The 20,699-nt window shown below is 69.6% G+C and carries 18 protein-coding genes; 11 read left to right on the top strand and 7 right to left on the bottom strand.

Going from position 1 to position 20,699, the window contains the following annotated elements; all coding sequences use genetic code 11:
* Window positions 1-20: 20 nt before the first annotated feature.
* From miv_RS18100 to dnaE, 3 genes are all read right to left on the bottom strand, one after another.
* On the bottom strand, window positions 21-905 hold the full coding sequence (locus miv_RS18100) for a reverse transcriptase family protein (RefSeq protein ID WP_207178043.1): 885 nt from the start codon (window positions 903-905) through the stop codon (window positions 21-23).
* Window positions 892-1,203 carry a helix-turn-helix domain-containing protein gene (locus miv_RS18105; protein WP_207178045.1) on the bottom strand — a complete coding sequence of 104 codons (312 nt, stop codon included), beginning with the start codon at window positions 1,201-1,203 and terminating at the stop codon, window positions 892-894. Before miv_RS18105 ends, miv_RS18100 begins: the two co-directional genes overlap by 14 nt.
* Before the next feature lie 857 nt (window positions 1,204-2,060).
* Window positions 2,061-5,597 (bottom strand): DNA polymerase III subunit alpha, encoded by a 3,537-nt coding sequence (dnaE, locus tag miv_RS18110; RefSeq protein WP_207178047.1) that lies wholly within the window; start codon window positions 5,595-5,597, stop codon window positions 2,061-2,063.
* A gap of 537 nt (window positions 5,598-6,134) precedes the next feature.
* Here dnaE and miv_RS18115 point away from each other — a divergent pair.
* From miv_RS18115 to miv_RS18140, 6 genes are all read left to right on the top strand, one after another.
* Entirely contained in the window at window positions 6,135-7,502 is a 1,368-nt protein-coding gene (locus tag miv_RS18115; RefSeq protein WP_207178049.1) for a glutamate--cysteine ligase, read from the top strand.
* Window positions 7,503-7,733: 231 nt separating this feature from the next.
* On the top strand, window positions 7,734-8,165 hold the full coding sequence (locus miv_RS18120; RefSeq protein WP_048428372.1) for a hypothetical protein: 432 nt from the start codon (window positions 7,734-7,736) through the stop codon (window positions 8,163-8,165).
* Between the two features lie 191 nt (window positions 8,166-8,356).
* The gene (locus miv_RS18125; protein WP_048428373.1) at window positions 8,357-8,659 is read left to right on the top strand and encodes a sulfurtransferase TusA family protein; all 303 of its coding nucleotides are present in this window, start codon (window positions 8,357-8,359) and stop codon (window positions 8,657-8,659) included.
* Window positions 8,656-9,261 carry an NUDIX domain-containing protein gene (locus tag miv_RS18130; RefSeq protein WP_048428374.1) on the top strand — a complete coding sequence of 202 codons (606 nt, stop codon included), beginning with the start codon at window positions 8,656-8,658 and terminating at the stop codon, window positions 9,259-9,261. Before miv_RS18125 ends, miv_RS18130 begins: the two co-directional genes overlap by 4 nt.
* A gap of 150 nt (window positions 9,262-9,411) precedes the next feature.
* Window positions 9,412-9,714, top strand: coding sequence for a hypothetical protein (locus miv_RS18135; protein ID WP_048428375.1), 303 nt, complete (start codon window positions 9,412-9,414; stop codon window positions 9,712-9,714).
* A 267-nt stretch (window positions 9,715-9,981) separates the two neighbouring features.
* Entirely contained in the window at window positions 9,982-10,140 is a 159-nt protein-coding gene (locus tag miv_RS18140) for a hypothetical protein (RefSeq protein WP_165602088.1), read from the top strand.
* Window positions 10,141-10,434: 294 nt separating this feature from the next.
* On the opposite strand, the gene ilvD is transcribed toward miv_RS18140, so the two are convergent.
* The 3 genes from ilvD to miv_RS18155 all read right to left on the bottom strand — a co-directional run bounded on the left by ilvD (window position 10,435) and on the right by miv_RS18155 (window position 14,119).
* The gene (ilvD, locus tag miv_RS18145; RefSeq protein WP_207178051.1) at window positions 10,435-12,147 is read right to left on the bottom strand and encodes a dihydroxy-acid dehydratase; all 1,713 of its coding nucleotides are present in this window, start codon (window positions 12,145-12,147) and stop codon (window positions 10,435-10,437) included.
* 97 nt (window positions 12,148-12,244) lie between these two features.
* Window positions 12,245-13,024 (bottom strand): alpha/beta fold hydrolase, encoded by a 780-nt coding sequence (locus miv_RS18150; RefSeq protein WP_207178053.1) that lies wholly within the window; start codon window positions 13,022-13,024, stop codon window positions 12,245-12,247.
* 189 nt (window positions 13,025-13,213) lie between these two features.
* The gene (locus miv_RS18155) at window positions 13,214-14,119 is read right to left on the bottom strand and encodes an NAD(P)-dependent oxidoreductase (protein WP_058619101.1); all 906 of its coding nucleotides are present in this window, start codon (window positions 14,117-14,119) and stop codon (window positions 13,214-13,216) included.
* Between the two features lie 132 nt (window positions 14,120-14,251).
* Between miv_RS18155 and miv_RS18160 the strand changes: the two genes are divergently transcribed.
* From miv_RS18160 to miv_RS18180, 5 genes are all read left to right on the top strand, one after another.
* Window positions 14,252-15,673, top strand: a complete 1,422-nt coding sequence (locus miv_RS18160) for a DEAD/DEAH box helicase family protein (protein ID WP_207178055.1) — start codon at window positions 14,252-14,254, stop codon at window positions 15,671-15,673.
* A 26-nt stretch (window positions 15,674-15,699) separates the two neighbouring features.
* A complete protein-coding gene (locus tag miv_RS18165; protein WP_048428380.1) occupies window positions 15,700-16,305 on the top strand; it encodes a sulfite oxidase-like oxidoreductase in 606 nt (201 codons plus the stop codon).
* A 3-nt stretch (window positions 16,306-16,308) separates the two neighbouring features.
* Window positions 16,309-17,022, top strand: coding sequence for an FAD-binding oxidoreductase (locus miv_RS18170; protein ID WP_207178058.1), 714 nt, complete (start codon window positions 16,309-16,311; stop codon window positions 17,020-17,022).
* A complete protein-coding gene (locus tag miv_RS18175; RefSeq protein WP_207178060.1) occupies window positions 17,019-17,813 on the top strand; it encodes a shikimate dehydrogenase family protein in 795 nt (264 codons plus the stop codon). Before miv_RS18170 ends, miv_RS18175 begins: the two co-directional genes overlap by 4 nt.
* Window positions 17,814-17,886: 73 nt before the next feature.
* Window positions 17,887-19,272: an FAD-binding oxidoreductase gene (locus miv_RS18180; protein WP_058619107.1), complete on the top strand. Its 1,386-nt coding sequence runs from the start codon at window positions 17,887-17,889 to the stop codon at window positions 19,270-19,272.
* An 18-nt stretch (window positions 19,273-19,290) separates the two neighbouring features.
* Here the strand turns inward: miv_RS18180 and miv_RS18185 are convergent, their stop codons facing one another.
* Window positions 19,291-20,676 (bottom strand): MFS transporter, encoded by a 1,386-nt coding sequence (locus tag miv_RS18185; protein WP_207178062.1) that lies wholly within the window; start codon window positions 20,674-20,676, stop codon window positions 19,291-19,293.
* Window positions 20,677-20,699 lie beyond the last annotated feature (23 nt).

Below are 20,699 nucleotides of genomic sequence, written 5' to 3' on the forward strand. Positions count from 1 at the left end.
CAGCAACTAGACCACGGAAGCTATATTTTTTGGATTTGCCTCGAAGCGATTTGTTTTATTTGTCCATTTAATCCAGTCAATTGCTCTTTCAGCTTTGCATTATCGTCAGGGCGTCTACTAATTTTTATTTGCCGCTTTGTGCTTGCAATTTTCTTTAGCTGCCTATTAGGAGCTGATAATTTATCCCCAGCTACGATTACTCCGGTTATTTCAGAAGGACGGCCGTGGAAAAATTTTTCCTTGTGGTAACGCAACCCTGACCGGTGTATCGCGGTTTTAATTTGCCACATGGCGACCGCCGAAACAGATGGTCCAGACACCGTTACGTCATCAATGTAAACAGATAGATTATAATTATGATATGCACAGATGTCAGCGATCGTCTGCCACACATCGTAATGAGCGTAATATGCAAGCATCGGGCTCAAGGGGCTCCCTGTTGGCAAGTGCCCCTGATAAGTCGAAAGAGACGTGAGTGTAGCAGCTATATCAGCCTCACATTTCATTATCTTATGAAAAAACCAAAACACGCGCTTTGAAGATGTACTTGGAAAATATTTTCGCACGTCAAGACAACGAACAACACGCTGCCCCCTATGGCGCGCCGCATTTGTTACGTAGCAGCGTCCTTTAACCGGGCAAAAAAGATAGTCCGGCGGCGCAATCCGCGCTAGCAATCGAGCTAAATTCGCTTGCACAAGCTTGAGAGGACGCGAAGGATTCTCAACACCCCTCACTCCTCCATCTTTCTTTTTTATCTGAAACTCATGATACAATGCATTCGCGTTTTTCGAAAGAAATCGCAAATCGCGGGCGCTGATATGCAAAATTTCGGCAAGTTTTTTACGATTTCTGAGCTTGTAAAGCGGCGATTGATCTAGAGCATAACGCTTAGTCTCCTTCATTTTCGGCACGCCCCGTTCTTGCTTCCAAAAACTGCATAAGACTGATTATTTTTGCAGCCACGAACCCCCTTGCTTTTTCGTAAGACCCCTCTTTATTCATGTTTTCTGAGAAGAACATGATGGACGAAACGGGGACATCGAAAGCTGTAGCATATTTTTCTACCAAATCGAGAGTTGGCTTTTTAGATCCTTTTTCAATTTCAGATAAATATGATTTAGAAATACCAATTTTAGTTGCCGCCTCTGACTGGCGCAAGTCGTGATACACGCGTATCAAGCGTAGCGCCTCATTGAGCATGATGCCCTCCTAATTTCATACAAAGCAGGGCGGCGGGCTAAGCCCGAAAGAAGTCGATGATCCTGTAAAGCAGCCAGATCACTCGAGTGATCCAAATGCCCAGCATTACCAAAGCCTTCCAAGTCTGCGGACGCATGAGGACCTTGGCCCACGCACGCCGCTTCCTGGACTTAGCCCGCCGCCGTTCCTGGCTGGGATGATTCGATGTATCCATCGAGGTAGTCCTTCTTCTCGATCAAGCCCAAGTGCTTGATCCCACCGCGCGAAGAAGGCTGGGGGCAGGAACGGTAAACCCTACTTGTACGGGCGTGGCCCCGGCCACCGGGGCCACGCCCGCTCCGCCAGGAGCGCCCCCGAGGGATGCGCCACTGCCGGCCGGATGTCAGAAGGCTTTCGCCTTCCACGAGACTTCTTTCGAAGCCCCAAGGAGTGGTGGACATCCCCCTATCAAACCAACACCTGCATCATGCCGTCAGCCACACAGAAGAGCAAGAACTTTTTTCGCTGTCAGCGAACTTTCTCCGCATGCGATGGGATCGATAGCGATTTGCTGATCCCTCGCACCAGCGGGGCCCATATGGCTTTCATGTCGGGGGATACTTGGCCACAGCAAGGATCGGAATTTACAGCGGGGTTGCCGTCCACATTAAAGCGGCCAAATCTTAAAAATAACCGCTCCGTTTGTTATAATAAAATCCATAAGATAATACTATACATACGACAATCAGCCCGAATCATAAATATAATGTGATTTTTCCAATAATAATTAGATAAATATATTACATTAAAAGGATAGATAAAATTCAAAAATCATAAAACAAGAGGCGCCCTAGTCATATTCCCAGGGCGCCTTCACCTCAACTCACCTCCACCTGCACCACCCCCGGCACCGCCCTGAGCGCCCCCGCAATCTGCGGGGTCGCCTGGTACTTCCCCCCCAGCTTCACCTCCACCTCCCGCTCACCCCCATCGAGGATCAGGATCAGCGACACCTCCCCCTCCCCTTTCACCTGCAACCGCTGCTGCACGCTGGAGATCGGGCGCTCGTCGCGCAGGTAGATCCGCATGCCCTTCTGGTGGCGGGCGGCGGCCTGGTCGAGGGGTTCGCAGGTCTGGATGCGGGCGCGGACGTCCTCGCCCTCGGTGCTGGCCTGGAGCTGGAGCACCAGGGCGGCGCCGGGTTCCAGCATGTCGCGGTAATGCGAGAGGCCTTCGGAAAAGATGATCGCCTCGAAATGGCCGGTCTGGTCGGAGAGCGTGACGATGCCGAGCTTGTTGCCGGTCTTGGTGCGGCGCTCGGCGCGGTCGAGCACGCTGGCCGCGACGCGGCCGACCGTCGAGGTGCCGGCGCGGACCGAGCGGCAGAACTCGGCCCAGGTCTGCACCCGGAGCTTTTGCAAGAGGTCGCCGTACTCGTCGAGCGGGTGGCCGGAGAGGAAGAAGCCGACCGCGTCGTATTCGCGCTTGAGCCGGTCGGCCATCGGCCAGTTCTCGTAAGCCGGGATGCGCAACGCCACCTCGGCGGCGGCGACGCCGCCGAACATGTCCATCATGCCGACGGTCTCGGCCTCGGCCGCGCCTTGGGCGAGCCGCATCATCGGCTCGACGGCGGCGAAGGCCTTGGCCCGGTCGGGCTCGATCGCGTCGAGGGCGCCGGCGGCGACGAGGTTTTCGAGCGTGCGCTTGTTGACCTGCTTCGGGTTGAGGCGCCGGGCGAAGTCGCCGAGATCGCGGAACGGCGTGTCGCCGCGGGCCTGGACGATCGCCTCGACGGCGGCGCGGCCGACGCCCTTGATGGCGGCCAGCGCGTAGCGGATCGCGCCGTCATGCACCTCGAAGGTGACGCCGGAGCGGTTCACGTTCGGCGGCTCGACCTTGATGTTCATCCGCTGCGCGTCCTGGCGCAATTCGGCGAGCTTGTCGGTGTTGTCGATGTCGAGCGACATCGAGGCGGCCATGAACTCGACGGGATAATTCGCCTTGAGATAGGCGGTCTGGTAGGTGATCAGCGCGTAGGCCGCGGCGTGCGACTTGTTGAAGCCGTAATCGGCGAACTTGGCCAGAAGGTCGAAGATTTCGTTGGCCTTAGCTTTATCGAGGCCGCGCTCGACCGCGCCCTTCACGAAGCGGTCGCGCTGGGCGTCCATCTCCGCCTTGATCTTCTTGCCCATGGCGCGGCGCAGCAGGTCGGCGTCGCCGAGGGAGTAGCCGGCCAGGACCTTGGCCACCTCCATCACCTGTTCCTGGTAGACGATGATCCCAAAAGTCTCGGCGAGGATCGGCTCCAGCTTCTCGTGCGGGTACCAGTTCTTCTCGTTGCCGGCGTCGCGGCCGAGCTTGCGCTCGCAATAGACCGGGATGTTGGCCATCGGGCCCGGGCGGTAGAGCGCCACGAGCGCGATGATGTCCTCGAACCGGTCGGCGCTCATCTCGACCAGCGCCTTGCGCATGCCGGCCGATTCCACCTGGAACACCCCGACCGTCTCGCCCTTCCTCAGGCGCTCGTAGGTGAGGGTGTCGTCGATCGGCAGCGAGGGCAGGTCGACCTCGATCCCGCGCAGCTTCAACAGGTCGGTCGCGGCGCGGAGCACCGTCAGGGTCTTGAGGCCGAGGAAGTCGAATTTGACGAGGCCCGCCTGCTCGACCCACTTCATGTTGAACTGGGTCACCCGCATCCCGGTCTTCGGATCGCGGTAGAGCGGCACCAGCTCTTCGAGCGGCCGGTCGCCGATCACCACGCCGGCGGCATGGGTCGAGGCGTGGCGGTGCAAGCCCTCGAGCTTCTTGGCGATGCTCATCAGCCGCGCGACGACCGGCTCCTCCTCGATCGCGCTCTGGAGCTTCGGCTCGCCCTCGATGGCTTGCGCCAGCGTCACGGGGTTGGCCGGGTTCTGCGGCACCAGCTTCGTCAGCTTGTCGACCTGGCCGTAGGGCATCTCCAGCACCCGGCCGACGTCGCGCAAGACGCCGCGGGCGAGCAGGGTGCCGAAGGTGATGATCTGGCCGACCTGCTCCTCGCCGTAGCGCTCCTGCACATAGCGGATCACCCGCTCGCGGCCCTCGACGCAGAAATCGATGTCGAAATCCGGCATCGAGACGCGCTCGGGGTTGAGGAAGCGCTCGAACAGCAGGCCGAAGCGGATCGGGTCGAGATCGGTGATGAGGAGCGACCACGCCACCAGCGAGCCGGCGCCCGAGCCGCGGCCCGGCCCGACCGGGATGTCGTGCTCCTTGGCCCACTTGATGAAGTCCGAGACGATCAGGAAGTAGCCCGGGAACTTCATGTTGGTGATGACGCGGATCTCGTATTCGAGCCGGTCGCGGTAATCCTTCTCCGTCAGCCCCTCGGCCGGGCCGTGCTGGCGCAGGCGCTCGGTCAGGCCCTCTTCCGCCTGGCGGCGCAATTCGGCGGCCTCGTCGGGGGCGATCTCCTTCGCGACAGCCGTCGTCGCGGCGGCGGCGAGCGCCTGCTGGCGAGCGCCCTCCGGCGTGCCTTGCGACGGGGTCGTCAGGCTCGGGGCGCCGAAGCTCGGCAGGATGGGCTTGCGGGTGCGCACCCGGTAGGCGCAGCGCATCGCGATCTCGACGGTGGCCTGGAGCGCGTCGGGCAGGTCGCGAAACAGCTCGGCCATCTCGGCTCGGGTCTTGAAGGCGTGGCGCGGGGTCAGGCGCCGGCGCTTGTCGTCGGAGACGAGCCGCCCTTCGGCGACGGCGAGCAGCGCGTCGTGGGCCTCGTAATCCTCGGGCTTGGCGAAGTAGGGCTCGTTCGTCGCCACCAGCGAGAGGCCGTGCGTGTCGGCGAGCCGGATCAGCTCGGCCTCGACAGCGCGCTCGTCCGCCAAGCCGTGGCGCTGCAACTCGACATAGAGACGGTCCTCGCCGAAGGCCGATTTCAAGGATTCGAGTCGAGCCAGCGCCAGTTCGGGGCGATTGGCCCTGAGCGCTGCATCGACCGGGCCGCCCATGCCGCCGGTGAGCGCGATCAGGCCGCCCGCACACTCGGCCAGGGCGGCGGCGGAAACGCGCGGCACCTCGCCGAGGTGGTTGTCGAAATAGGCGCGGCTGGCGAGCCGCAGCAGGTGGCCATAGCCGGTCTCGTCCTTGGCGAGCAGCACGATGTGCGGATGCGTCGCGTTCAGCTTGGCGTTCGCCTCCGGCGGCTCGAAGGCCACGCTGATCTGCATCCCGGCGATCGGCTGGATGCCGGATCCGGCGGCCTTCTCGGAGAATTCCAGCGCGCCGAAGAGGTTGTTGGTGTCGGTGAGCGCCAAAGCGGGCTGCCGGTCGGCGCCCGCGGCCTTCACGAGGTCGCCGATCTTGAGCGCGCCCTCGAGCAGGGAATACGAGGAGTGGACGTGCAGGTGGACGTAGCCGACGGGCTTCAGGATCTGCAAGGCGACTCTCGCTCTGACATGAGCGCGGCAGGATTCCCGCCGAGGTCTTAAGAGTCACGGCTGCCGGCGCACCACCGGCGCGAAATCCACCGGATTCGGGCCGAACGGCCCGGGCCGTGGCCCATGGGCCACGGCGCGAAAAGCCGGGTCGGCTCAGTGCATCGGCGAGAGCGCCACCGCCCACAGCACCACGGCGCCGGTGAGCAGGCCCATCGAAGCGACCTCCGTGACAGCGAGGAGGATCTTGCGTATGTTCATGGTCTGTCCCCTTTCGACGGCCCAATGTTTGTTCTTGTTTTGTTCCATGTCAAAGGGGTGCGGGGCCGGATCCGGTCGATGTGGTGAACGGATCGTTGACGGGGCATGCGGCCGGGGCCGCCGGCCCGGACGCATGTGCCCCGGGGATGGGTCCTCGGGGGCGTGAACTCGGCCGCGTTGCGGGTCGGTCGTCCGCGGCCTATTTAGGCGCAACCTTGGCGGTGGGCCGCGCGCCCGCCGGCATCATCGGTTTTTCGTTCTTCAAGCACGAGGTGGCGCATGGCGCGCGACGTGTCCGACGCGACCCCGCTCAGCGCGCGGTCCGAGCTGATCGAGTGGTTTTCGGCCGGCGAGAAGCCGCACGACACCTTTGCCATCGGCACCGAGCACGAGAAGGTCCCGTTCTACCGCGCCGACCACGCGCCGGTGCCCTACGAGGGCGATCACGGGATCGAGGCCCTGCTCGACGGCCTGCGGGCCATTACCGGCTGGGAAACGATCGAGGATGCGGGCCGGGTGATCGGGCTGTCGGCGGTCGAGGGCGGCGGCGCGATCTCGCTCGAGCCCGGCGGGCAGTTCGAGCTCTCGGGCGCGCCGCTCCCGGACGTGCACGCCACCGCCCACGAGCTGAGCCAGCACCTCGAGGCGGTGGGCCGGGCGGCCGATCCCCTCGGCATCGGCTTTCTCACCCTCGGCATGAGCCCGAAATGGACGCGGGAGGAAACCCCCGTGATGCCGAAGAGCCGCTACCGCATCATGAAGGGCTACATGCCCAAGGTCGGCAGCTTGGGCCTCGACATGATGCTGCGCACCGCCACCGTGCAGGTGAACCTCGACTTCTCGTCCGAGGCCGACATGGTGACGAAGATGCGGGTCGGGCTGGCCCTGCAGCCGGTGGCGACCGCGCTCTTTGCCAACTCGCCCTTCACCGACGGCCGGCCGAACGGCTTCCTGTCGCGCCGCTCCGAGATCTGGCGCGACACCGACCGCGACCGCACCGGCATGCTGCCCTTCGCGTTCGACGAGGGCTTCGGCTACGAGGCCTATGCGGATTGGCTCCTCGACATGCCGATGTACTTCGTCAAGCGCGGCGAGACCTATCACGACGTCAGCGGCGCCTCGTTCCGCGACCTGATGGAGGGGCGGCTGTCCGCCCTGCCGGGCGAGCGCGCCACGGTCTCGGACTGGGCCAACCACGCCTCGACCGCCTTCCCGGAGGTGCGCCTGAAGCGCTTCCTCGAGATGCGCGGGGCCGATGTCGGCGATGCCGGCATGATCGCCGCGCAGGCCGCGTTCTGGACCGGGCTCTACTACGACCAGGGCGCGCTCGACGGCGCCTGGCAGCTGGTGCGCGCACTCTCGGCCGAGGAGCGCGAGACGATGCGGGCCGAGGCTCCGCGCCTCGGGCTCGACGCGCCGGCCGGCAGGCGCACCCTGCGCGATCTCGCCCGCGATGCGCTCGCGCTGGCGGAGGCCGGCCTCAAGGCGCGGGCGCGCCGCGACGCGCAGGGACGCGACGAGACGCTCTACCTCGCCCCGCTCCAGGCCATCGCGGCGACGCGCACCCGGGCCGAGGACCTGCTGGCGCTCTATCACGGGCCCTGGAACGGCTCGGTCGATCCGGTCTTCGGCGCCTGCACGTTCTGATCGCACACGAGATGAGCCCGGGGCGGAGGACGCGCCGGGCTCATGCTCAAGCTTAGACGGCCCGTCCCGCACGGTCGCACCAGTCGATCCCTGGGCGCCAGATCACGGTAAGCGTGGCCGAAGCCGCATGACGGTCGGTCAATTCTCTCCCGATCTTGGAACAGATCCGGCCCCTTGCCCGTTCTTGAGGCCTACGAGGCACGGTCCTCAGACGATCGGAGAGACGCAGACATGTCGCGCATCACCACCCTCGCCCTCGCGGCCGGCGCCGCCGCCGCTCTCACCGCCGGCACCGTCGGGGCGCAGGCCGCCCCGCTGCCGGCCGCCACCTCGGCCGCCATCGCCGGCTCGGGCGCGACCGTCGACCAGGTGCGCTGGCGCGGCGGCGGCTATTACGGCGGCTACCGCGGTTACCGCGGCTACGGCTACCGTCGCGGCATCGGTGCCGGCGGCGCGCTGGCGGCCGGCGCGGCTCTCGGCATCATCGGCGGCGCCATCGCGGCCGGCTCGGCCTCGTCCTACGGCTACGGCGGCTACCCGGCCTATGGTGGCTATTACGGTGGCGGCTACGCCCCGGTCGGCGGCTACAGCTACGGCTACAGCTATCCGTCCTACGGCTACAGCTACCCGGCCTACGGTGGCTACTACGGCTACGGCTACTGATCGACCAGACCACGTCCGGCCGGCCCGCATGGGCCGAGCCGGCGGGCCTGAAATCAAAGCCCGGCGCGGGATGCCCCCGCGCCGGGCTTTCTCGTTCGCACCGGATGTGCTCCAACCATCGTCACGCGACACGAAACCGTCGCAGGGGCGGCGTCTCGCCGCCACGGCGCGGTGCGGCAACTCGGGCGACCATGCAACGACACGACCTCGATCTGCGCGGGCTCAAATGCCCTCTGCCGGTCCTGCGCACCGCCAAGGCCCTGCGCGGGCTGACGCCCGGCGAGAGCCTGAGCGTGCGCTGCACCGACCCGATGGCGGCGATCGACATTCCCAACCTGCTGCGCGAGCGCGGCGACCATCTCGACCGGATGCTCAAGGACGACGGGCTCCTGACCTTCGAGATCCGGCGCGGCGACGGGATCGACGACGCGCCGGACCGCGAGACCCGGAACGACGAGACCGGAGAGCACGAAGCCCAGGAGAATGCCGCGTGAGCCGGGACAGCCAGGACGACGCGCCGCGCATCGTCGGCACGCGCACGGTCTACGAGGGCTGGGCCCGCTACCTCGTGGCGGAGGTGCGGATGCCGGACGGCACCCGGATCGGCCGCGAGGTCGAGGATCACGGGCCCGCGGTCGCGGTGCTGCCCTACGACCCCGAGCGCCGGGTCGCCCTGCTGGTGCGGCAGTTCCGCACGCCGCCCTGCTTCGTCGACGGCACCGCGTCGATCCTCGAAGCCCCGGCGGGCCTGCGCGAGGAGGACGACCCGGAGGCCTGCGCCCGCCGCGAGGCGTTCGAGGAAGTGGGCCTCCGGCTCTCCACCTTCGAGCCCGCCGGCCGGGTCTGGTCCCTGCCCGGCCTCTCGACCGAGCGGATGGACCTCTTCCTCGCGCCCTACCGCGCCGCCGACCGCGAGGAGGGAGCCGGCGGCGGCCTAGCGGAGGAGCACGAGAACATCGAGGTGGTCGAGGTGCCCCTCGCGACCCTTGCCGCCGAGGCGGAGGCGGGGGAAATCGCCGACATGAAGACGCTCTGCCTGATCCAGACCCTGCGCCTGCGGCACCCCGGCCTGTTCGCAACGACCGACCGGGATTGAGGGAAATCCGCAACGCTGCCAACCTGAACGAGCGGTGTACAAGCGTGGGCGTTCACGGGTTCGTGATGAGGGGTAGCGTCTCGTTCATCAGGTGTTAACTTTAGGCGGTTCCGATAGCCTCCGTCGCAGGGGCCTCGACAGGAGACGCCGATGTTCAACATTGGACCCTTCCACCGCGCGACCGGCCAGCCGGCCGGGTTCTACGATTCGCTGCTGCCGCTGGCGCCCGAACCGCTGGACGGTGCGCCGACCCGGCAGACGGACACCGCGCCGACCCCGGTGGAGCCGAGCATGACCCGGCACGCGCTCTCGATGCTGGTGCTGCTCTGCCTGACGCTGGCAGTGCATTCGGCGGTCGGGTGGTGGACCCTGCCCGGCCGGGCGCCGATTCTGGCCCCCTCGGCACAGAGCGCGCCGACCGTGCACGTCTCGAGCGTCCGCGCCCCGTCCTGAGCGACGGAGTCGCACGCATCGCGATTGTTTCCGCATGATGTCGAGTGCTGCCTCTTAAGCCGGCAACACAGCATCGCGCGTGATCAACTTCGCGTCTCCCTTCCGAGCGGAGGCGCTGCGTCGTTCCTTACGCGTCTGTACTTTGGTCCGATCGTGTCGAGAACCGGGCGTTTTCGTGCGCAGCCCTCTTGCGCGCACCCGCCGAGTCGTTAACGTCACGTTCAAATCCAAGAAAATCAGTCGTGATTCGCGCAAGGGAGCCAGCGCATGTCCCACATCATTCGCGTCAAGCCCACGCAGGACGGTACCTACACGGTCTACCGCGGTTCGCTCGTACTGGTCAGCGGCCTGACCCGCGCCCAGGCCGAGAGCTACGAGGCGACGCTGGCCCAGAGCGAGCGCAAGCCCGACCAGCCGATCCACTGATCCGCGCCTTCGCGGCGGGCCCTGTCCGTCCCGCCGCGCCTCACGACATCGGCGGAACCGGCGACTCGTCCGGCTCCGCCATGGCGTCGTTCGCGTCCCACCCCCGATCCGGTCCGGTGCAGTCTCTCCCGGAGACGGCTTCGGTGCAGGGAACGATGTAGCCGGAATTGCCGCGCGTACCCGGTCGCCTCGACAGATCGAATACCCCGACACAGTCGCACACACCGCGGGCCGTTCCGAGCCCCGCTTTCGCGGCCCCGGAACGGACGCAGAGGGGGATTGTGTCGCTGCCGATCAGACAGGCCCCGGGTCCCAATCGGTGACCGCACCGCGCGACGCATCGGCGACGAGGCGGGCGTATTTTCCCAGCACGCCGCGGGTATAGGCCGGCCGGGGGGCGGGCCGGCCGGCAAGGCGCCGCGCGATCTCGTCGTCCGAGAGCGCCACGTCGAGCCGGCGGGCATCGACATCGATCGTCACCGTGTCGCCGTCCCGGATCGCCGCGATCGGGCCGCCCTCGAACGCCTCGGGCACGACATGGCCGATCACGAAGCCCCGGGTCGCACCGGAGAAGCGGCCGTCGGTCATCAGCGCGACGTGCTCGCCGAGGCCGGAACCCTGGAGGGCGCCGGTGACGAGCTGCATCTCGCGCATTCCGGGCCCGCCGCGCGGTCCCTCGTTGCGCAGCACCATCACGTCGTTCGGCACGATCCGCCCGTCCCGGATCGCCGCGAAGGCATCCTCCTCGCGCTCGAACACCTTGGCCGGGCCGCGATGCAGGCGCTTGGTCTGCCCCGATACCTTCATCACGGCGCCGCCGGGCGCGAGGTTGCCGCGCAGGACGACGAGGCCGCCCTCGCTCTTGAACGGGTCGGTGACGGGGCGGATCACCGTCTGGCCCGCGGGCTCGGGCGCGCGGGCGATCTCGTCGCCGAGGCTCAGGCCGGTCACGGTGCGGGCCTCCGGGTGGAGGAGCCCGGCTTCCATCAGGCGCTTGCCGACCACCGCCATCCCGCCCGCCGCGTGCATCTCCGGGGCGGTGTAGCGGCCCGACGGGCGCATGTCGGCGATGATCGGGATGCGGCGCGAGATGCGGTCGAAATCGTCGAGGTCGAGCGGGATGCCGAACTCCCAGGCGGTGGCGAGGAGGTGCAGCACCGCGTTGCTGGAGCCGCCCGTCGCCATCACGCCGGCGATCGCGTTCTCGAAGCTCTCGCGGGTCACGATCGCCCGCGGGGTGAGCCCCTGGCGGACGAGATCCACCGCGAGGCGGCCGCAGGCGAGGGCCGCCGCGGCCTTGTCGGCGTGGCCGGCCGGGATGTCGTTCGTGCCCATCGGCGAGATGCCGAGCATCTGGTAGGCGGTCGCCATGGTGTTGGCGGTGAACTGGCCGCCGCAGGCGCCGGCCCCCGGGCAGGCATGGTCCTCGACGTCGCGCAGCTCGGCCTCCGTGATCCGCCCGGCCGTGTAGGCGCCGACCGCCTCGTACACGTCCTGGACCGTGAGGGTGCGGCCGGAGAACAAGCCGCCCTCCTGCGTGCAGCGGCCCGACGCGATCGAGCCGCCGTAGAGCATCGTGCCGGGGATGTTCAGGCGGCCGAGCACCATCGCCATCGCGGGAATGGTCTTGTCGCAGCCCGAGATGGTGACGATCCCGTCGAACATGTGCCCGCGGGCGACGAGCTCGACCGAATCGGCGATGACCTCGCGGCTGACGAGCGAGGTCTTCATGCCCTCGGTGCCGGTGGTGATGGCGTCGTTGATCGCCACCGTGTTGACCTCGAGCGGCGTGCCGCCGGCCTCGCGCACGCCCTGCGCCACCAGGGCGGCGAGCTCGCGGTGGTTCCAGTTGCACGGCATCGTGCCGATCCAGCAATGCGCGATGCCGATCTGCGGCCGCGCCAGGCTCTCGTCGGTCTCGCCGATCGCCTTCATCATCGAGCGGGCCACCGCCCGGTCCGGCCCCTCGTAGAGGCGCCGGCTGTTGTGCCGCGGATCTGCCGCCATGGTCCCCTCCCCCGCATGGGGCCGGGCGTCGTGCGCGCCCGGTCTCCCATGCCTCAGGGGGAGTTTAGCCCGGCCCCTCGGCCGGGTCGACGCTCGGTCAGGGCCGCGCGTCGAGGAACGCCAGCACGCCGGCCTTGTGCACCTTGTCGCCGACCGCGAGGTTGTGGTCGCGGTTGGGGATGTCGAGGACCTTCGCCTCCGGGATCAGGGCGGCGAGCGCCGGCCCCGAGCCCGCCACGGTGTCGGTGGTGCCGACCGCGACCAGCACCGGCACCTCGATCTGCGCCACCTCCGCCCGCGACAGGGTCTGGCGCGAGCCGCGCATGCAGGCGGCGAGCGCGCGCAGGTCGCTGCCGGTCGATTCGGCGAAGACCCGGAACATCCGCGCCGTCGGGTCGGTGACGGTGTCGCGGGAGGGCGCCTCCATCGCCTCCGAGATGCCGGGGGGCAGCCCTCTCCCCTCGACGAGGTGGATGCCGAGGCCCCCGAGCAGGGCCGAGCGGACGCGGTCCGGGTGGGCGAGCGCCAGGAAGGCGGTGATCCGCGCGCCCATCGAGTAGCCCATCACGTCGGCGCGGGGGATGTCGAGGTGGTCGAGGAGACGGCGGGCATCCTCGGCCATCAGGTCGGAGCCGTAGGCCTCCGGCTCGTAGAGCTTGCCGCTGCGGCCGTGGCCGCGGTTGTCGAGGGCGATCACCCGCCGCCCGGCCCCGGTCAGGCTGCGCACCCAGGAGGTGTTGACCCAGTTCACCAGGTGGTTCGACGCGAAGCCGTGGATCAGCAGGATCGGGTCGCCCGCGCCGTCCTTGCCCGTGCCTTCCTGGGGGGCGACGTCGACATAGGCGATCGGCACGCCGTCCGAGTCGAAGGTCTGCATGGGCAATGGGCTCCTGCGCGGGGTCGGGGCCGGCTTAGAGCATTTTCCGACGAAGTGGAAACCGGTTCGTCGGAGAAAATGCGACAAAACAAAGAGTTAGAGAGCTTCGCGATTGCAGCGCGATCGTGAAGCTCTCTAGCGCAGGGGCGGCCGGCCCCACAACGCGAAGGACGGCGGCCTCGGGCGCGGCTATTCCGGCGGCGTCCGGACCGCGACGCCGAGCATCGCCTCGAAGGGCAGGACCATGGCGCCCTTGTCGCGCGCGCCGTGGCCGTGGCGCAACGCCATCTGGTAGGTCGCGGTGGCGGCCGCCGTCACCGGCAGCGGGAAGCCGCCCTCCGCCCCGACCGCGGCGGCGCTGACGAGGTCCTTGTAGGCCTTGGCCAGCGGATAGCCCTCGTCGAACGCGCCCCGCAGGATCCGCGGCACGAAGTACTGCGAGGCGTAGCTGCGGCTCGTGCCGGTGGTGACCACGGTCGCGAGCCGCGCCGGGTCGAGGCCCATCGCCACCGCCATCGGCAGCACCTCGGCCAGGGCCGCGATGTTGATGTCGTAGATCACGTTGTTGACGGTCTTGGTGAGCTGGCCGCTGCCGAGGGGGCCCATATGCAGCACCTGCGTGCCGATCCGGGCGAGCAGCGGCTCGGCCGCGGCGAAGTCCTCCGGGGTCCCGCCGCACATCACCGTGAGGGTCGCGGCCTCCGCCCCGGCCGGCGCGCCGGAGACCGGCGCGTCGAGGAAGCGCAGGCCGCGATCCGCGAGCGCCCGGCCGAGGCTCACCGCCGTCGCGTGCGCGATGGTGCTCAGGTCGATCACCAGGGCGCCGGGCGCGAGACGCGCCGCGAGCCCGTCCGGCCCGAGCAGCACCGCCTCGACCACGTCGCCGTCCGGCAGGCAGAGGATCAGCACGTCGGCGCCGGCCGCCGCGCTCCGGTCGGTCGTGGCGACGAGCCCGGGCCCGTCGAGCCCGGCGACCCGCGCCGGGTCGGAATCGATCGCCACGACCGTGTCGGCGCCCTCCCCCTTCGCGGCGAGGTGGCGGGCGATCGGGCGGCCCATCTGGCCGAGGCCCATCAGGGCGATGCGGCGGCTCATCGTGCGGGTTCCTCCGTTGCGGCGTCCCACCGCGATACCGCGTCGGCGGCGCCGATGCGCGGGGTGCGGGCGAAAAAGGCGTCGCACCCGGGCGGGCTTGAGCCCGGCCCCGCCCCCCGGCATAGGGGCGCCATGACACCCGATTCCGACGCCCCCCGCCTGGTCCCCCGCCCGCACCAGGCCGAGGCGATCCGCGCCATCCTGGCGGCGCGGGCCGAGGGGCGGCCGGGCTTCCTCCTCGGCGACATGACCGGCCTCGGCAAGACCCTGTCGGTCTGGGGCGCGATCGCGGCGATGCCCGAGCGGGCGGTGCTGATCGTCTGCCCGAAGGGCGCGATGCCGCAATGGCGCCGCACGATCCGGGATTCGGGTCTCGCCGACAAGGACGTGACGCTCCTCAACTACGAGCGCACCAAGTCCCTGCTGGCGCTGCCGGCCGCGAGCGGACGCCGCTCGGTGCGGGCGAAGAACAACGAGCTCGCCAAGCTCGGCCGGCCCAAGCGCGTCTGGCCGCTGGTGGTGTTCGACGAGGCGCACCGCCTGCGCAACCCGACCTCGCAGCAGGGCCAGGCCTGCCGGCGCATGGCCGAGGCCGCCGCCTTCACGGTCTATGCCAGCGCCACCGCCGGCCAGGCGCCGCACGAGCTATCCTATCTCGGCGCGCTGCTCGGCCACGCCGTCGGCCGGCCGGTCGAGACGACCGCCGATTTCCGCGCCCTGATGCAGCACCTGAAGATCGGCCGGGCCAAGGGGCGCTGGCAGAACTGGTCGTGGGAGCCGAACGCCCGCGACCAGGAGACGATGGCCGGCCTGCTCTATCGCGGCCCGGACGCGATCGGGCTGCGCCGCCGCCCGGCGGACATCGCCGGCTGGCCCGAGGTGCAGCGGGACCTCGCCCCCACCGCCCTCGATGCGCCGGCCAAGCGCCTCTACGACGCGACCTGGCGCGAGTTCCGCCGCGAATGGGGCCTCTCCGGCGGCTCGAACCGGCGCGCCGCCGGCTGGGCGGCGGACCTGCGCTTCCGCCAGAAGGCGAGCCTGATCCGCGTCGCCGGCACGGTCGACCTCGCCGAGGACCTGCTGCAGGCCGGCGAGCAGGTCGCGGTCTCCGTGGCCTTCCTGGAAACCGGGGCGGCCCTGGTCGAGGCCTTCACCGGCCGCGGCTGGCGCGCCGGCACCATCGACGGCACGCGGACGGCGGAGGCCAACGAGGCGGTGCGGGTCGCCTTCCAGCGCGGCGAGCTCGACGCGGTGGTGTTCACCGTCACCGAATCGATCTCGCTCCACCGCAACGAACTGCCCGGCGGCGAGCGCCCGCGCAGCCTGATCGTCCACGACATGCGCCACAGCGCGATCCAGCTCAGCCAGATCGAGGGGCGCTGCCACCGCGACGGCGAGCGCGCCGCGATCCTGTTCGCCTACGCGGAGGGCACCGTCGAGGAGCGGGTGGCCGCCACCGTGATCGCCCGCATGGCCGGGATGGACAGGATGGCCGGCGAGGATACCTCCCTCCTCGACGCCATCGGGCGGATCATCGATGGTGAGGCCGGCTGATCCCGGCCGTCGAGAGGAGGTACGCGATGGTGACGCGAGGGTTCACGGGACGCCGCCCGCCGCGGCCGGAGGCCGAGCGCCTGCCGCCGGGCCAGTACCTGACCGAGGATTTCCCGGTTCTCCAGCTCGGCCCGACGCCGCGCATCGATCCGGCCCGCTGGAGCTTCACCCTTCGGGAGGGGTCGAAGCCCCTCAAGAGCTGGACCTGGGCCGAGTTCGATTCCCTGCCGCGCACCCGCTGGAAGGGCGACATCCACTGCGTCACCAAGTGGTCGAAGTTCGACACCGCCTGGGAAGGCGTGACGATCGACGACCTCCTGGCCGCGGCCGGGATCGCGGCGCCGACCGCCTACCTGCTGGCGGAGGGCTACGACGACTACACCACCAACGTGCCGGTCGCCGACCTGACGGAGGGCAAGGCCATGGTGGCGACCCGCTACGCCGGCGAGCCGATCACGCCCGACCATGGCGGGCCCGCCCGCCTGCTGGTGCCGCACCTCTACTTCTGGAAGAGCGCGAAGTGGGTGAAGGGCCTGCGCTTCACGAAAGTGGACGAGGCCGGATTCTGGGAGCTGCGCGGCTATCACATGTACGGCGATCCGTGGCGCGAGCAGCGCTTCACCGGCGATTGAGCGATGCCGACCTGGCAGGAATCCCGGATCGTCGCCGCCGCCGCCGAGACGCCGCGGGTGCGGCGCCTCACCCTGGCGGTCGGCTGGACCCGGCCGTTCCGGGCCGGCCAGCACGTCGACGTGCGGCTCACCGCGCCGGACGGCTACCAGGCGCAGCGCAGCTACTCGATCGCCTCCTCGCCGACGCATCCGGGGACGATCGACCTCCTGATCGAGCGCCTCGACGACGGCGAGGTCTCGGGGTTCTTCGCCGACGTGGCCGAGCCTGGCGACGCGATCGAGCTGCGCGGGCCGATCGGCGGCGCCTTCGTGTGGGAGCCGGCCCAGGGCGGGCCGCTGCTGCTGGTCGGCGGCGGCTCCGGGGTGGTGCCGCTGCTGGCCATGCTGCGCCACCGGGCGGAGGCCGCGCCCGACGTGCCGGCCCTGCTGCTCTATTCCGCCCGCACCGCCGCGGACGTGATCGCCCGCGACGAGCTGATGCGCCGCGACGCCGGGGAGCCGGGCTTCCGGCTGCGGCTGGCGCTGACCCGGGAGCCCGGCGGCCGGCGGATCGATGCCGCCCGGATCGGCGAGGCGCTCGCCGATCTGGGACCTCCGGCCCACACCTTCGTGTGCGGGAGCAATCCCTTCGTCTCCGCGGTCTCCGACCTCCTGGTCGATGCCGGGGTGCCGGCAGCCACGATCCGCACCGAGCGCTTCGGAGGAGAGACACCGTGACAGAGATCACCGGCCGCACCCGCGTCTTCGCGATCCTCGCCGACCCGATCGCCCAGGTGAAGGCGCCGCAGGGCCTCAACCGCATCATGGCCGAGCGCGGGGTCGACGGGGTCATGGTGCCGCTCCACGTCGCGGCCGCCGACCTCGCCACGGTGGTGGCGGGCTTGCGGGCGACGCGAAGCTTCGGCGGCGCCATCGTCACGGTACCGCACAAGACCGCGATCGTGCCGCTCCTCGACGCGGTGAGCGACGCGGCCCGCCTCGTCGGCGCCGTCAACGCCGTGCGGCGCGAGCCCGACGGCCGCCTCGTCGGCGAGATCCTGGACGGCGCCGGCTTCGTCGCGGGCCTGCGGGCCGCGGGCCACGACCCGCGGGGAGCGAGCGCCTACCTGGCCGGGGCGGGGGGCGCGGCCAACGCCATCGCGTTCGCGCTCGCCGAGGCCGGGGTGAGTCGCCTCACCGTGCACAACCGCACGCCCGCGCGGGTCGAGGACCTGTTCTCGCGCCTGCGCCGGCTCCATCCGGGCCTGCCGCTCGCCTTCGGCACCGACCCGGTCGGCCACGACCTCGTGGTCAACGCGACCTCCCTGGGCCTGCGGCCGGACGACCCCCTGCCGCTCGATCCCGCCGGGCTCGGGACCGGTCAGCTCGTCGCCGAGATCATCATGCAGCCGGCCGAGACCCCGCTCCTCGCCGCCGCCGCCGCGCGGGGCTGCCGCACCCATCCCGGCCTGCCGATGCTGGAGGGCCAGCTCGCCCTGATGGCGGATTTCCTGGAGATGCGCCCTTGACCGGCGGGACCTCCCGCGCGAGGGCCCCGGCATGATGTCGTCAATCGTGAATTCGTCAGCCCAGAATGCCGTCATGACCCAGTCCCTGATCGACCGCCTCGGGGCACGCCTCGGCCCCGCCGGCCTCCTCACCGAGGAGGCCGACATGGCGCCCTTCGCCATCGACTGGCGGCGCCTGTTTCCGGGCCGGCCCGCCTGCGTGGTGCGCCCCGCCTCCACCGCCGAGGTCGCCGACGTGGTGCGGCTCTGCGCCGAGGCCGGCGCCGCCCTGGTGCCGCAGGGCGGCAATACCGGGCTCGCCGGCGGCGCGGTGCCGGACGGCTCCGCCACCCAGGTGGTGCTGTCGCTTGCCCGCATGAACGCGATCCGGGGGGTCGATCCGGTCGGGCTGACGCTGACGGCGGAGGCCGGCTGCGTCCTCAAGCTGGCACAGGACGCCGCCGAGGCGGCCGGCCGGCTGCTGCCGGTGAGCTTCGCGGCGGAGGGCTCGGCGCTCGTCGGCGGCGTCATCGCCACCAATGCCGGCGGCATCAACGTGGTGCGCTACGGCATGACCCGCGGCCTCGTCCTCGGCCTCGAGGTGGTGCTCGCCGACGGCAGCATCGTCGACGGCCTCCGGGCCCTGCGCAAGGACAATGCCGGCTACGACTGGAAGCAGCTCTTCATCGGCACGGAAGGCACCCTCGGCATCGTCACGGCGGCGGTCCTACGCCTCGTGCCCAAGCCGCGCCACACCGCGACGGCGCTGCTCGCGGTACCCGATCCGGCGGCGGCCCTGCGCCTCTTCACCCTGGCGCAGGAAGAGATCGGCGACAGCATCCAGGCCTTCGAGCTGATCTCCGGCACCTCGCTCGCCCTCGTCGAGACGCATGCCGGCCTCAAGAGCCCGGTCGGGGCGGCGGGCTGGACCGTGCTGATCGAGGCGGCCTCGTCGCTCTCGGGCCTGCGCGAGGCGATGGAGGGCGTGCTCGGCACCGCGCTCGAGCGCGAGGACGCCCTCGACGGGGTGCTGGCCGAATCCGGCCGCCAGGCCGCCGACCTCTGGGCCCTGCGCGAGCACGTCACCGAGTGCGAGGCCCGCGCGGGCAAGAGCGTCAAGCACGACGTCTCGGTGCCGATCACCGCGATCCCGGCCTTCCTCGACGAGGCCGGCCGGGTCCTGGAAGCGGGCGCCCCCGGCACCCGCGTCAACGCCTTCGGCCACATGGGCGACGGCAACATCCACTACAACGTCTTGATCGGGCCGGACCACGCCTCGGAGGCGATCAACGGTCTCGTCCACGGGGTGGTGGACCGCTACGGCGGCAGCATCTCGGCCGAGCACGGCATCGGCCAGTACCGCGTCGCCGAGCTCGCCCGCCACCGCCATCCGGACGAGATGGCGCTGGCGCGCCGGATCAAGGCGGCGCTCGACCCGCAGGGGCTGATGAACCCCGGCAAGGTGCTGGCGCGGGGGTAGGCCGCCCCCGCCCGGGCGTCACCCCCGCTCCAGCGCGAGGCGCGACAGGCTGATCAGGCTGGCGACGCCCGCGAAGGCGGCGCCGAGGCCGAGCGCCAGGACCGGGCCGTGCGCGGCGGCGAGCGCGAAGCAGGCCGCCACCAGGGCCGCCCCGGTGGTCTGGCCGACGAGCCGCGAGGTGGCGACGATGCCGCTGGCGCCGCCGGAGCGGGCGGCCGGCGCGCTCGTCATGATGGCGCGCAGGTTCGGCGCCTGGAAGAAGCCGAAGCCGGCCCCGCACAGGGCCATCCGCCAGGCGGTGCCCCAAACGTCCGGCGCGGCCGGCAGCAGCGCCAGCGAGGCCATGCCGACGGCGAGGAGCGCGAGGCCGATCCCGCCGAGGAGACCCGGCGGGTAGCGGTCCGAGAGGCGGCCGGCGACCGGCGCCATCAGGGCGACCACCAGGGGCCAGGGCGTCATCAGGAAGCCGGTCTCGACCTGCGAATGCCCGAGCGCGTGCTGGAACAGGAACGGCAGCGACACGAAGGCGAGGCCCTGCGCGGCGAAGGAGCAGACCGAGGTCGCCGCCGACAGCGCGAAGAGCGGACGACGAAACAGGTCGACGGCGAGCATCGGGGCCGGGTGGCCGGCCTGCCGGCGCAGGAGCAGGGCGCCGCAGGCGAGGGCCCCGGCGAACTCGGCGAGCACCCGCCAGAGCGGCCCGGCATGGGCGGCCTCGCCGAGGCCGAGGACGAGGAGCGCGAAGGTCGCGGCGTTGAGGAGCGCGGCGACCCCGTCGAAGGCATGGCCCGAGCGCCCGGTCTCCGGCAGGGCGCGCCGGGCGAGCGCCAGAGCGGCGAGCCCGATCGGCAGGTTGACGGCGAAGAGCCACGGCCAGGACGCCACCAGCAGGATCAGCGAGGCCGCGGTCGGCCCGAGGGCGAAGCCGACGCCCACCACGAAGGCGTTGAGGCCCATCCCCCGCCCGAGCTGGTGGGGCGGGGTGACGAAGCGGATCAGCGCGACGTTGACCGCCATCAGGGCGCTGGCGCCGACGCCCTGGAGCACCCGGGCGGCGACCAGGGCCGGCAGCGACCAGGCGAGCGCGCAGACGAGCGAGGCGACCGTGAACAGCGCCAGACCCACGAGGTAGACCCGCCTCTGCCCGACGATCTCGCCGAGCGCCGCGATCGGCAGGAGCGTGGCCACCACGGCGAGCTGATAGGCGTTGACGATCCAGACCGAATCCGCCGGATCGACGCCGAGATCGGCCGCGATCGTCGGCAGCGCGGTGTTGGCGATCGCGGTGTCGAGGGTGGCGAGCGCGACGCCGGCCAGGATCGCGGCCGTCGCCCGCTTTCTCCGGGCCGGCGTGAGTTCGGAGGGGGCGGAACGGGCGGCGGGGGAGAGGACGGAGTCGGTCACGTCCCCGGTTTGCGCCCGCAAAG

This window comes from Methylobacterium indicum (genome assembly GCF_017347565.1).
Taxonomy (GTDB): domain Bacteria; phylum Pseudomonadota; class Alphaproteobacteria; order Rhizobiales; family Beijerinckiaceae; genus Methylobacterium; species Methylobacterium indicum.

Bases quoted from the DNA above. Each gene is read 5' to 3' on its own strand.
- miv_RS18100 (WP_207178043.1), bottom strand. From the start codon at position 905: ATGAAGGAGACTAAGCGTTATGCTCTAGATCAATCGCCGCTTTACAAG.
- miv_RS18105 (WP_207178045.1), bottom strand. From the start codon at position 1,203: ATGCTCAATGAGGCGCTACGCTTGATACGCGTGTATCACGACTTGCGC.
- miv_RS18115 (WP_207178049.1), top strand. From the start codon at position 6,135: ATGGCGCGCGACGTGTCCGACGCGACCCCGCTCAGCGCGCGGTCCGAG.
- miv_RS18120 (WP_048428372.1), top strand. From the start codon at position 7,734: ATGTCGCGCATCACCACCCTCGCCCTCGCGGCCGGCGCCGCCGCCGCT.
- miv_RS18125 (WP_048428373.1), top strand. From the start codon at position 8,357: ATGCAACGACACGACCTCGATCTGCGCGGGCTCAAATGCCCTCTGCCG.
- miv_RS18135 (WP_048428375.1), top strand. From the start codon at position 9,412: ATGTTCAACATTGGACCCTTCCACCGCGCGACCGGCCAGCCGGCCGGG.
- miv_RS18140 (WP_165602088.1), top strand. From the start codon at position 9,982: ATGTCCCACATCATTCGCGTCAAGCCCACGCAGGACGGTACCTACACG.
- ilvD (WP_207178051.1), bottom strand. From the start codon at position 12,147: ATGGCGGCAGATCCGCGGCACAACAGCCGGCGCCTCTACGAGGGGCCG.
- miv_RS18150 (WP_207178053.1), bottom strand. From the start codon at position 13,024: ATGCAGACCTTCGACTCGGACGGCGTGCCGATCGCCTATGTCGACGTC.
- miv_RS18155 (WP_058619101.1), bottom strand. From the start codon at position 14,119: ATGAGCCGCCGCATCGCCCTGATGGGCCTCGGCCAGATGGGCCGCCCG.
- miv_RS18160 (WP_207178055.1), top strand. From the start codon at position 14,252: ATGACACCCGATTCCGACGCCCCCCGCCTGGTCCCCCGCCCGCACCAG.
- miv_RS18165 (WP_048428380.1), top strand. From the start codon at position 15,700: ATGGTGACGCGAGGGTTCACGGGACGCCGCCCGCCGCGGCCGGAGGCC.
- miv_RS18170 (WP_207178058.1), top strand. From the start codon at position 16,309: ATGCCGACCTGGCAGGAATCCCGGATCGTCGCCGCCGCCGCCGAGACG.
- miv_RS18180 (WP_058619107.1), top strand. From the start codon at position 17,887: ATGACCCAGTCCCTGATCGACCGCCTCGGGGCACGCCTCGGCCCCGCC.